This window comes from Isoptericola sp. NPDC060185 (assembly GCF_042728595.1).
Taxonomy (GTDB): Bacteria; Actinomycetota; Actinomycetes; order Actinomycetales; family Cellulomonadaceae; genus Isoptericola.
Genome location: NZ_JBHWYY010000067.1, coordinates 1 through 10,454 on the forward strand (window position 1 = coordinate 1; position 10,454 = coordinate 10,454).

Sequence of the window (10,454 nt, forward strand, 5' to 3'; positions counted from 1 at the left end):
TAATCACCCCCTCTCGGGGCGCGGTGCCTGCTGAGCAGGCACGGCTCCCGTCTTGCTGACCCAGCGAAAATCGACAACGTCCGCGGAGCGACGACACGCGTTGCGACACGCGACGGAGCTCAGGTGCGGAGGCCGGGCGCGGTGATCAGGCGTCGAGCGCGCGCACCACGAGGCCCTGCGCCAGCGTGCCGAAGGCGCCGTGCTCGTCGTGCAGCACGCTGGACGTGAGCCCCGCGCCGTCGGCACCGAAGACGACCGACGTGTCGAGCCCCAGCCAGCCGCCCGCGGGCGCGCGGTGCAGGTGCGCCGAGAGGTCGACGTTGGGGAACGCGACCTTCCGCGGGTCGGCGCGCACCGACATCCCGTTGGCGACGTCGAACAGCCCGACGGTGCGGGCGAGCGTGCCCACCTCCTCGTCCTCGACGAGGCCGTGGCCGGTGCGCACCCACACCGTGCCGCGGCCGGGCTCGGCGAGCGTGCGGCGCACGTCGATCGACGCGACGAACGCGCCCGGCCAGTCGGTGGTCGGGTCCCACGCCGGCGTGTCGTCGGGGCGGGCGAGCGGCGCGGGCGCGCCGGCGGCCAGGTCCCGCGTGTCGCCGACGGCGGTGAGCCACGCGCGCAGCGTGACCACCGTGCGGCCGCCGCACGCCACGTCGGCCTGCACCAGCTCGACGCCGCGCCCCGGGCGCAGCACGCGCACGTCCGTCGTCATCTCCTCGAGCCGGTACGGGCCGAGGATGTCGAACGTGAGCCGCGTGGCGGCCAGGTCGTCGCGACCGCGCGCCTCCCGGTCGGCCTCCACCAGGTGCGCGAGCAGCCCGAGGGTGGGGGCCACGTGCTGCTCGTCCGTCTTCCACGCCCCTCCGACGTGCTCGGTGGGCTGGAACGTCGACGTGCCGGTGCGGCGAAAGTAGGCCATGGGTGTCCGTCCTTCGTGGGGAGTGCCGGCCATCCTGCCAGGGCCCGGAGCGCTCTTCGCCTCATCGGGCGGACGGTGCCGTCCCCACCAGCACCAGGGGCCGGCTGGGCAGCGGCTCGAGGCCGTAACGCCGGTAGACGGCGGCGTGCCGGGCCGTGGCGGCGAGCGTCCGCACGGACTCGCCCGGGGGGACCACCTGGCCGACGTGGCGGGCGACCAGGGCGAGCGCGCCGCCCGGCTCCCGCGACGCGACGGAGTCGACCGTCCAGTCCGCCGCGCGGATCGCCGCGGCGTCGGCGCGGCGCTGCTCTCGCGACGCCGCGCGTCGCGCGGGCCGCTGGGTGCGGGAGATCGCCAGCCAAGCGCGGAACGCGACGACGACCAGGACCAGCACAGCCGCCGCCGGCCAGGCGAGGACCACCACGGCGACGAGGACGCCGGCGGCCGGGTCGGCCCCCGCCGCGACGCCGGAGGCGACGCCCAGGACCGCGCCGGCCGTGACCGCGGACGCGAGCACGATCCCGAGGTGGCGGAGCGAGGGCCCCGAGCGCCGGGACCTCACGCGCGCCACCACCGTCGCGTCCCGGTGGACGAACCCGCCGAGCGCCACGAGCGCGACCCACCCCGGCCAGGCGATCGCCGCCCACGCCTGCCTTCCGCGCACCGGGGCGAACGACCAGGCCAGCGTCCACGCCACCGGCCCCACGGCGCGCCCGCGCACCGAGTCCAGCACGGGCTCCGCCGACACGGCGTTCATCTGCATGCCGGGAAGGTACCTCGCGACGATCGTGCCGGGTCGCGGACCTGCGTGGACGGATCGCGGGCCGTCATCCCGCCTGACCGACGACGCCGCGAGCCTCTGCACCCCACGACGCCAGCAGCCGCAGCCGCTCGGCAGACGGCGAGCCGGGCTCCGCGGTGTACACGAGCAGCACCTGGCCGGGCTCGGCGGTGATGGCGAGCTCCTCGTAGGCGAGCGTCAGCTCGCCGACTACCGGGTGCCGGAAGTGCTTGGTGCCGGTGCCGTGGATGCGGACGTCGTGCGCGGCCCAGAGCGTGCGGAAGGGCTCGCTGCGGGTGGACAGCTCGCCCACCAGGTCCTGGAAGGCCTTGTCGTGGGGGTTGCGTCCCGCCTCGGCGCGCATCACGCCCACGCACATCTGGGCCATGACGTCCCAGTCGGGGTAGAAGTCGCGGGCCGCGGGGTCGAGGAACTGGAAGCGCGCCAGGTTGGGCGTGCGCCCGCCGTCGCCGATGACGGGGGCGTAGAACGCGCGGCCCAGCGCGTTGGTCGCGAGCAGGTTCTGCCGCGGGTCGCGGACGAACGCGACGGCGTCCGTGATCGCCTCGAGCGCCCAGTGCAGGCTCGGGCGTGGCGTCGCCGGGCGGGCCGCCCGGCCGCGCGACCGCCCCGACGTCGGGACACCGTCGGCCGCGCGCGCGAGGTCGAGGAGATGGGCGCGCTCGGCGTCGTCCAGCCGGAGGGCGCGGGACACGGCGTCGAGCACCGACGCGCTCGCTCCCGCGATCGTGCCGCGCTCCAGCTTCGCGTAGTACTCGACGCTCACGCCCGCCAGCATCGCGACCTCGCTGCGCCGCAGGCCGGGCACGCGCCGGTTCGAGCCGCCCGGCAGGCCGGCCTCGTCGGGGGTGACCTTGGCGCGGCGCGACATGAGGAACTCGCGCACCTCGGCTCGGTTGTCCATGCCGCCAGGCTAGGCACGGGCCGGGCGCCGCGGCGGCCGCGAAGGGTGTACTGCCGGTACACGGTTCGTCAGGGACTCCCGCCGCGCGGCCGCGCGACGGACGCTGGACGACATGCCCGCTCCCGCCCTGCTGCTCCTCTTCACGGTCTTCGGGCCGATCTCGATGGACCTGTACCTTCCGGCGCTGCCCGCGCTCACCGCGGACCTGGGCGCGGCGACGTCGGTCGCCCAGCTCACCGTGACCGCGTGCCTCGTGGGGCTCGCCGCCGGGCAGCTGGTCGCGGGCCCGCTGTCCGACCGGCTCGGGCGCCGCGGCGTCCTGCTGGTCGGCATCGTGGCGTACGTCGCCACGTCGGCCCTGTGCGCGCTCAGCCCCACCGTGGAGGTGCTGGTCGGCGCCCGCTTCGTGCAGGGCCTCGCGGGCGGCGTCGGCATCGTCGTCGCGCAGGCCGCGGGCCGCGACGTGTACGACGGCGGCGCCCTGATCCGCTTCTACGGCCGCCTCACCGTGGTCGGCGGGCTCGCGGCGATCGTCGGGCCGCTGCTGGGCGGGCAGCTGAGCGCGGTCACCGACTGGCGCGGCCTGTTCGTCTTCCTCGCGGCCGCCGGCGCGGCCATCCTGGTCGTCGCGCTCGTCGCGTTCCCCGAGACGCTGCCTGCCGACCGCCGCACCGCCGGTGGCTTCGCCCAGACGGGGCGCGACTTCCGCGTGCTGCTGTCAGACCGGGTCTTCGTCGGCGCGATCCTGCATCAGGGGTTCATGTACGCGGCGCTGTTCGCGTACCTGTCCGGCGCGACGTACGTGCTGCAGGGCATCTACGGGCTCTCCCCGCAGGGGTACGCGCTCGCGTTCGGCCTCAACTCCGCAGGCTTCATGCTCTGCGGGTTCCTCGCGGGCCGCGCCGCCGAGCGCTGGAGCGTGGCCGGCACCCTCGCCGTCGGCACCGGCCTCGCGGGGCTCGGCGCCCTCGGGCTGCTGCTCGCCGGGCTTACGACGATGCCGCTGTGGGTCGTGGTCGTGGCGCTGCTTGCCCTGGCGAGCGGTGTGGCCACGACCTCCCCGCCGGCGACGACGCTCGCGCTCGTCGGCTACCCGCGGCTGGCCGGCACGGCGTCCTCCCTGCTCGGCATGGTCCGGTTCGGCTTCGGCGGCGCGGCCGCCCCGCTGGTCGGGCTCGCCGGGGCGGCGACGGTCCTGCCCCTCGGCCTCGTTGCCGTCGTCGCCGTCGCGCTCGCGGCCGTCGCCGCCACCACCGTCCGGCGGCGTACCCCACGTACCCCCATCCGCTACTGAGACACACCAACGAACGGAGCACCACCATGCGCGGAGTCATCCTGCACGCCCCCGGCGACGTGCGCGTCGTCGAGCGCGAGGACCCCCGGATCATCCAGCCCACCGACGCGATCATCCGGGTCACCGCGACCTGCATCTGCGGGTCCGACCTGTGGCCGTACCGCGGCGTCGAGGACGTCCACGACGCCGTCATGGGCCACGAGTACGTCGGCGTCGTCGAGGAGATCGGCGCCGACGTGCGGACCGTCAAGGTCGGCGACTTCGTCGTCGGCTCGTTCTGGGCGTCGGACAACACCTGCGAGATCTGCCGGTCCGGCTACCAGGCCTACTGCACCCACCGGGTGCTCATGGGCACCCTCGGCACCCAGTCGGAGCGGGCGCGCATCCCCCTCGCGGACGGCACGCTCGTCGCGACGCCCGGCATGCCCGACGACGACCTGGTGCCGTCGCTGCTCGCCGCCTCCGACGTGCTCGGCACTGGCTGGTTCGCCGCCGTCGCCGCCGAGGCGGGCCCCGGCAAGACGGTCGCCGTCGTCGGCGACGGCGCGGTCGGGCTGCTCGGCGTCCTCGCCGCGAAGCAGCTCGGGGCCGAGCGCATCATCGCCATGTCCCGGCACGCCGAACGGCAGGCACTGGCCCGCCGGTTCGGGGCCACGGACATCGTCGAGGAGCGTGGCGACGCGGGCGTGGCCCGCATCAAGGAGCTCACCGGCGGGCTGGGCGCGCACTCGGTCATCGAGGCCGTCGGCACGCAGGAGTCGATGATGCAGGCCGTGCACTCGACCCGCCCGGGCGGGCACCTGGGCTTCGTGGGCGTCTCCCACGACGTCGCCCTGCCCGGCGACGACCTGTTCATGGCCGGCATCCACCTGCACGGCGGCCCCGCGCCCGTGCGCCGCTTCCTGCCCGAGCTCGTGCGGCTCGTCTGGGACCGGGAGATCGACCCGGGCCAGGTCTTCGACCTCACGCTGCCGCTCGAGAAGGCGGCGGAGGGCTACGCGGCCATGGACGAGCGGCGGGCCACCAAGGTGCTGTTGACCGTCTGAGCTCAGGACTTCGCCGGCGTGAGGGCCAGCACGCCGGCGAGGCCGAGCATCATCCCGCCGCCGGTGCCGCGGATCGCCGCGAGGCGCCGCGGCGACCGGGCGAACCACGCGCGGGCGGTGCCGGCGAGCAGCGCCCAGGCGCCGTCGAGGAGCAGTGCGATCAGCGTGAACTCCAGCCCCAGCACCAGCATCTGCAGGGGGACGGCCCCGGCGTGGAAGTCGACGAACTGGGGGAGTGCCGCCACGAAGAACACGATCGTCTTCGGGTTGGTCGCCCCGACGACGAAGCCCTGCCGCAGCACCGTCCACGACGACGCGGCCCGCGCCCGCGGGTCCGCGCCGACGTCGGTGCCCTCCCGCCGGTGCCGGATCGACTGGATCCCCAGGTAGGCCAGGTACGCGGCACCGAGCAGCTTCAGCACCGTGAACAGCGCGATCGACTGCGCGACGACCGAGCCCACCCCCAGCGCCACCAGGGCGACCGGGACGAGCGCGCCGAGCTCGTTGCCGAGCACGCTCACCAGCCCGCTGCGCCGGCCCAGGGCCAGGGTGCGGCCGATGACGAACAGCACGCTCGGCCCCGGGATCGCGATGAGCACGACCGAGGCCAGCGCGAAGGCGAGGAGCGACTCGGCGGGCGGCACGCGGGAAATCTAGCCCTGGGGACCGGGCGTGGCGAGGGCGATCTCGCGGGAGGCGGCGGGCACCGGTCGCGGGTCCGGGAAGGACCCGTGCCCGAAGAGGATGCGCCGGGCCGCCGCACGACCGGGCGGCGTGCGCAGCGCGGCGACGCCGACGGCCGCGACGGCGGGCGTGCGCACCAGCGACAGCCCGCGGCGCAGGGCGAGCCGCCCTCGGAACCGGGCGCGCAGCGCGGCGCCGTCGTACCGGGCGAGGTCGCGCCGGTCGCCGGAGCGCAGGGCCAGGTCGAGGACGTCGACGGCGTGCTCGGACAGCCGTAGACACGGGTCGAGGCCGCCCGCGGTGAGCGGGGAGACGGCGCCCGCGGCGTCGCCGACCAGCAGCCCGTGCGGGCCGGAGATCCGGCGCAGCAGCCCGCCGACGGGGATGGTCCCGGCGCGTCGCTCGACGACGTCCGGCACCGGGACCCCGGCGAGCCCGGGGGCGCTCGCGGCGAACCTCCGCAGCGCGTCCCGCAGGCCGTGCGGGTACCGGTGGGCGTACCCGGCGACCCCGACGTGCGCGTGCCGGCCGTCGTCGAGCACCCACGCGAGGTAGCCGGGCGCGAGGCGCGGGTCGAGCACGCAGTGGAACGCGGGCACCGCCCCCGGCCGGGCGTCGCGCGGCGGCACCTCGAAGACCTCCTCGGCGCCGACCAGCAGCTCGCGGTTGCGGTCGAGGCCCAGCCCGCGCGCGACGGCGGACCGGGCGCCGTCGGCCCCGACGACGAACGTCGCGCCCACCTCCTCAGGCCCGTGCGGGCCGTGCAGCAGGTGCACGTCGCCGCGGGAGCCGAGGTACCGGGTGCCGAGCTCCAGCCGCACGCCCGCGGCGACGGCGCGGGCCGTGAGCTCCAGGTACAGCGCGGCCATGTCGCCGACGCGGAACTCGTCGTGCGCGCCGTCCAGGGTGACCGGGGCGCGGTGCGACGGCGGGTACAGCACCATCCGGCGGACCGGCGGGCCCAGGTGCTCGGGCGGCAGAGCGAAGTCCTCGAGGGTGCGGCGCACGAAGATGCCCGTGGTCCGGACCGTCGTGTCGAGGCGGGTGCGGCGGTCGGCGAGGACGACATCGTGCCCCCGCCTCGCGAGCTCGGTCGCGGTCCACAGCCCCGCCAGACCGGCCCCGACCACGAGCACGTCAGCCCTCATCGCCGGCACCCCCGTCCACGTCATCGACGTCCACGTCCTCGTCGTGGACCCACTCGAGCAGGTCGCCCGGCTGGCAGTCGAGCACCCGGCACATGGCCTCCAGAGTGGTGAAGCGGACGGCCTTGGCCCGCCCGTTCTTGAGGACGGCGACGTTGGCAGGCGTGAGCCCCACCCGTTCCGCGAACTCCCCGACGCTCATCTTCCGGCGGGCGAGCTCCACGTCGAGGCGGACGACGATCGGCATCAGATCACCCCGTCGAGGTCGGTGCGCAGCTCCGTGGCCTGCCGCAGCAGCGCGCGCAGCACGACCATGAGCAGCGCGACCGCGGCGCCCACGACGAGCGCCAGCAGGAGCGCCAGGGTGGGGCCGGCGCTGCCGGTGCCGGCGGCGAGGAGCAGCACCAGCGCGGCGAGGTCGAGCAGCCACGCGGCCGCGACGGCGGCGACGATGCCGTTGACCCAGACGAGCGCGTGGTCGGAGAAGATCCGGTCGTCGCGCACCATCGTCAGCAGCCGCCACGTGCACACGATCACGACCTCGACGCAGGCCAGGGCGGCGACGGCGAGGACCAGCAGCGGCCAGCGCAGCGACGCCATCTCGGGGTGGTCCTGGGCGGTCGTCGCGGCGAGCGACGGCAGCGCCAGCACCTGGGTGACGACGATGGCGGCGAAGACGGCGACGAGCAGGGCGCGCAGGGGCCCGACGAGGCGCTGGGTGCGTGACATGCGGCCGAGCCTCGCGTCGTCACCTATCGAAAGTCAATAGATATCCATCGCTTCTCACGTTCTTCGCAGAACCTCCCCCGACGTCTGGCCGGGCCGGTCGCCGGGGTGCACGATGGCTCGCGTGAGCACGCCCGAGCCCCCGCACGCGACCCAGCCCCGGTCCCGCCTCGTGCGGATGAGCGCCCGCGACCCCCACGAGCCCGGCCGCACCGCGAGCCCGTTGGAGCTGTTCTTCGACCTCGTCTTCGTGGTCGCGGTGAGCGTCGCGTCCGTGCAGCTGCACCACGCGCTCACGACGGGCGACGTCGCGGGCGGCCTGGCCTCGTTCGGCATGGTGTTCTTCGCCGTCTGGTGGGCGTGGATGAACTTCACCTGGTTCGCCACCTCGTTCGACACCGACGACTGGCTGTACCGCGTGCTCACGGTGGTCCAGATGGCGGGGGTGCTGGTGCTCGCCGCGGGGATCGAGCCGGTGTTCCTCGACGGCGACTTCACCGTCGTGATCGTCGGCTACGTCGTGATGCGGGTGGCGATGATCGCCCAGTGGCTGCGCGCGTCGGGCGCCGACGGGCCGGCCCGCGCCGCGACCCGCGCGTACGCCGCGGGCATCGCCGTCGTGCAGGTCTGCTGGCTCGCGCTCCTCGTCCTGCCCGAGGGGGTGCAGGCGCCGGCGTGGGCCGTCCTCGCCGCGGCGGAGCTCGCCGTCCCCGTGATCGCAGAGCGCCGCGGCCGCACGCCGTGGCACCCGCACCACATCACCGAGCGGTACGGCCTGTTCACGCTGATCCTGCTCGGCGAGAGCCTGCTGGCGTCGTCGAACGCGATCATCGAGGCCCTCCACGACCAGCAGGACCTGGGCTCCCTGGTCTCGATCGCAGTGCTCGCCCTCGTCGTCACCGCGGCGCTGTGGTGGATCTACTTCTGGCCGCCGCACCACCGCGCCCTCGGCGAGGCCCGGCTCTCGCGGTCGCTCCGCTACGGCTACGTGCACTACTTCGTGTTCGCCGCGGCGGGCGCGTTCTCCGCGGGCATCGAGGTGGAGATCGACGCGCTCACCGGGCACACCGAGCTGTCCGACGTGGCCGCGTCGTTCACGGTCACGGTCCCCATCGCCGTGTTCGTGCTGGGCGTCTGGTGGCTCGCGATCCGCGAGAACGCCGACCGCGTGGTCAACACGGTGGTCCCGGTGGGCGCGGTGCTGGTGCTGCTCGACCCGGTGGTCCCGGTGCCCGTGACCCTCACGGCCGTGATCATGGTGGCGATCGTCGTCGTGCTGGTGCTGCACCCGCCGGTCAGCACCTCCCACGCCTCGGGTTGAGCCCGACGCCCGGGATCAGGCCAGGCCGGCGGCCTTCAGCTCGGCGGTGCTGCGCAGGATGCAGAACTCGTTGCCCTCGGGGTCGGCCAGGGTCACCCAGCCGCCGCCGTCGTCCGTGCGCCGGTCGGCGACGACCGTCGCGCCGAGGCCGAGCAGGCGCTCCAGCTCCTCGTCGCGGGTGCGGTCGAGGGCGCGCAGGTCGAGGTGCAGGCGGTTCTTGAGCTCCTTGTGCTCCGGGACCTCGATGAAGAGGACGTGGCCGTGGCTCTCGGCGGGGGCGTCGTGGTCGGCCGGCGGCACGATCATGCACTCCACGTGGCCGGGCAGGTTGGGGTCGCCGGGGACGTCGGTGTAGCCGAGCACCTGGTTCCACCACTGGGACTGGGCGTAGGCGTCGCGGGAGTCGATGGTCGTGTGCGAGATGCGGGAGGTCATGCGGGGTATCAGAGCACGTCACGGCCGTGGCTCCCCAGGCCATTTCGCCGCGCGTCCCCCTATCCTGCGTGCAGTCCTCACCCACCCGTCCTGGAGTCCCGGCATGTCCGACGTCGTCGCCACCGCCTGGTCGGTCGCCCTGTCCGTGGCGGTCTGCGCCTTCTGGGCGGTGTGGCTCGCACACTCGCTGCGCGTCGACCGGCGCCGCCTGCGCAACGGGTTCCTCGCGATCGCCGTCGTGTACACGGGCGTGGCGCTGCTCGGGCAGGTCGTGGCGCTGGCGCCCGGCGGGGAGACCGCCATGGGGTGGGCGACCCTCGCGTTCGTCGGCCTCCTCGGGGTGGGGATGCTGGCGCTGCCGGTGTTCCTCGTCCTCAACGGGCTGACGATGGTGCGCCGGGAGCGCCGCAGCCTCGGCAACCTGCTGTCCCTGCTGGTGGGGCTGGCGATGCTGGCCGCGCCGTTCGTCGTCGTCGCGCCGTTCGTGCTGGACGTCGTGCCCTGGACCCTGGGCCTGGTGGTCGGGCTGGTGCTCGGCACGGCCTGGCTCGGCTTCGTGTTCCTGGGCTTCGTGGCGCAGACGCTGCTGTACCGACGCTCCGCGGCGAAGGTGCCGGCGCACGGCGTGATCGTGCTGGGGTCCAAGGTGGTGGGCGGCCGGGTGCCGCCGCTGCTCGCGGCGCGCCTGGCGGCCGGCGTCGAGGCGGCCGAGCGGCTCGGGGCGGGCGGCGCGCCCGTGCCGATCGTGCCGTCGGGCGGGCAGGGCGCGGACGAGGACCGGCCCGAGGGCGTCGCCATGGGCGAGTGGCTGACCGGCCACGGCGTGCCGGCGGACCGCGTGCTCGTCGAGGACCGCGCGCGCACCACCCGGGAGAACCTCACGCTCGGCGTCGCGCTGCTGCGCGAGCACGGCGTGCCGGGCCCGTACCTCGTCGCGACGAACAACTACCACGCCCCGCGCGCCGCCCTCGAGGCGATGGACCTGGGCCTGGACGTGCACGCGGTGGGCGCCCCGACGGCCGGCTACTACTTCCCGAGCGCGTACCTGCGCGAGTTCGTGGCGGTGCTGCGGCGCCGCCCAGCCGTGCATGTCGTGGCGGCCGCCGGCATCGTCCTCGTCGTGGCGCTGGTGACCCTCGTCGGGGGGGGCCCCGGGGTGGCGGGGGGCCGCCCCG

Annotated in this window: 12 protein-coding genes; 4 read left to right on the top strand and 8 right to left on the bottom strand. The window is 75.1% G+C overall.

The window, feature by feature from the left end; translation table 11 throughout:
- Nucleotides 1-145: 145 nt before the first annotated feature.
- The 3 genes from ACFWDO_RS16940 to ACFWDO_RS16950 all read right to left on the bottom strand — a co-directional run bounded on the left by ACFWDO_RS16940 (nucleotide 146) and on the right by ACFWDO_RS16950 (nucleotide 2,628).
- Nucleotides 146-922, bottom strand: coding sequence for a thioesterase family protein (locus ACFWDO_RS16940; protein WP_380324806.1), 777 nt, complete (start codon nucleotides 920-922; stop codon nucleotides 146-148).
- 61 nt (nucleotides 923-983) lie between these two features.
- Nucleotides 984-1,685, bottom strand: coding sequence for a hypothetical protein (locus ACFWDO_RS16945; protein ID WP_380324803.1), 702 nt, complete (start codon nucleotides 1,683-1,685; stop codon nucleotides 984-986).
- A 64-nt stretch (nucleotides 1,686-1,749) separates the two neighbouring features.
- Entirely contained in the window at nucleotides 1,750-2,628 is an 879-nt protein-coding gene (locus ACFWDO_RS16950) for a helix-turn-helix domain-containing protein (protein WP_380324800.1), read from the bottom strand.
- A gap of 112 nt (nucleotides 2,629-2,740) precedes the next feature.
- Here ACFWDO_RS16950 and ACFWDO_RS16955 point away from each other — a divergent pair, with 112 nt between their 5' ends.
- Together ACFWDO_RS16955 and ACFWDO_RS16960 are read left to right on the top strand one after the other, a co-directional pair.
- Nucleotides 2,741-3,922: a multidrug effflux MFS transporter gene (locus tag ACFWDO_RS16955; protein ID WP_380324797.1), complete on the top strand. Its 1,182-nt coding sequence runs from the start codon at nucleotides 2,741-2,743 to the stop codon at nucleotides 3,920-3,922.
- 26 nt (nucleotides 3,923-3,948) lie between these two features.
- Nucleotides 3,949-4,968, top strand: a complete 1,020-nt coding sequence (locus tag ACFWDO_RS16960; RefSeq protein ID WP_380324794.1) for a zinc-dependent alcohol dehydrogenase family protein — start codon at nucleotides 3,949-3,951, stop codon at nucleotides 4,966-4,968.
- 2 nt (nucleotides 4,969-4,970) lie between these two features.
- Here the strand turns inward: ACFWDO_RS16960 and ACFWDO_RS16965 are convergent, their stop codons facing one another.
- The 4 genes from ACFWDO_RS16965 to ACFWDO_RS16980 are packed head-to-tail and all read right to left on the bottom strand — an operon-like array spanning nucleotide 4,971 to nucleotide 7,526.
- A complete protein-coding gene (locus tag ACFWDO_RS16965; RefSeq protein ID WP_380324791.1) occupies nucleotides 4,971-5,612 on the bottom strand; it encodes a LysE family translocator in 642 nt (213 codons plus the stop codon).
- Nucleotides 5,613-5,621: 9 nt separating this feature from the next.
- The gene (locus ACFWDO_RS16970; protein ID WP_380324788.1) at nucleotides 5,622-6,800 is read right to left on the bottom strand and encodes an NAD(P)/FAD-dependent oxidoreductase; all 1,179 of its coding nucleotides are present in this window, start codon (nucleotides 6,798-6,800) and stop codon (nucleotides 5,622-5,624) included.
- Nucleotides 6,790-7,044 (bottom strand): helix-turn-helix domain-containing protein, encoded by a 255-nt coding sequence (locus tag ACFWDO_RS16975; protein ID WP_380324785.1) that lies wholly within the window; start codon nucleotides 7,042-7,044, stop codon nucleotides 6,790-6,792. Before ACFWDO_RS16975 ends, ACFWDO_RS16970 begins: the two co-directional genes overlap by 11 nt.
- Nucleotides 7,044-7,526 (bottom strand): DUF2975 domain-containing protein, encoded by a 483-nt coding sequence (locus ACFWDO_RS16980; protein ID WP_380324782.1) that lies wholly within the window; start codon nucleotides 7,524-7,526, stop codon nucleotides 7,044-7,046. The genes ACFWDO_RS16975 and ACFWDO_RS16980 overlap by 1 nt, the downstream gene beginning before the upstream one ends.
- Nucleotides 7,527-7,638: 112 nt before the next feature.
- On the opposite strand from ACFWDO_RS16980, the gene ACFWDO_RS16985 reads away from it, so the two are divergent.
- Complete coding sequence (locus ACFWDO_RS16985) at nucleotides 7,639-8,844, top strand: low temperature requirement protein A (RefSeq protein ID WP_380324779.1); 1,206 nt, start codon at nucleotides 7,639-7,641, stop codon at nucleotides 8,842-8,844.
- Between the two features lie 15 nt (nucleotides 8,845-8,859).
- On the opposite strand, the gene ACFWDO_RS16990 is transcribed toward ACFWDO_RS16985, so the two are convergent.
- Entirely contained in the window at nucleotides 8,860-9,279 is a 420-nt protein-coding gene (locus tag ACFWDO_RS16990) for a VOC family protein (RefSeq protein WP_380324776.1), read from the bottom strand.
- Between the two features lie 103 nt (nucleotides 9,280-9,382).
- Here ACFWDO_RS16990 and ACFWDO_RS16995 point away from each other — a divergent pair.
- Nucleotides 9,383-10,454: YdcF family protein (locus tag ACFWDO_RS16995; protein ID WP_380347070.1), on the top strand; the 1,072-nt coding region annotated here is incomplete at its 3' end.

Excerpts from the sequence above, each read along its gene's own strand:
- ACFWDO_RS16940 (WP_380324806.1), bottom strand. The coding sequence starts at position 922 with ATGGCCTACTTTCGCCGCACCGGCACGTCGACGTTCCAGCCCACCGAG.
- ACFWDO_RS16945 (WP_380324803.1), bottom strand. The coding sequence starts at position 1,685 with ATGCAGATGAACGCCGTGTCGGCGGAGCCCGTGCTGGACTCGGTGCGC.
- ACFWDO_RS16950 (WP_380324800.1), bottom strand. The coding sequence starts at position 2,628 with ATGGACAACCGAGCCGAGGTGCGCGAGTTCCTCATGTCGCGCCGCGCC.
- ACFWDO_RS16955 (WP_380324797.1), top strand. The coding sequence starts at position 2,741 with ATGCCCGCTCCCGCCCTGCTGCTCCTCTTCACGGTCTTCGGGCCGATC.
- ACFWDO_RS16960 (WP_380324794.1), top strand. The coding sequence starts at position 3,949 with ATGCGCGGAGTCATCCTGCACGCCCCCGGCGACGTGCGCGTCGTCGAG.
- ACFWDO_RS16970 (WP_380324788.1), bottom strand. The coding sequence starts at position 6,800 with ATGAGGGCTGACGTGCTCGTGGTCGGGGCCGGTCTGGCGGGGCTGTGG.
- ACFWDO_RS16975 (WP_380324785.1), bottom strand. The coding sequence starts at position 7,044 with ATGCCGATCGTCGTCCGCCTCGACGTGGAGCTCGCCCGCCGGAAGATG.
- ACFWDO_RS16980 (WP_380324782.1), bottom strand. The coding sequence starts at position 7,526 with ATGTCACGCACCCAGCGCCTCGTCGGGCCCCTGCGCGCCCTGCTCGTC.
- ACFWDO_RS16985 (WP_380324779.1), top strand. The coding sequence starts at position 7,639 with ATGGCTCGCGTGAGCACGCCCGAGCCCCCGCACGCGACCCAGCCCCGG.
- ACFWDO_RS16990 (WP_380324776.1), bottom strand. The coding sequence starts at position 9,279 with ATGACCTCCCGCATCTCGCACACGACCATCGACTCCCGCGACGCCTAC.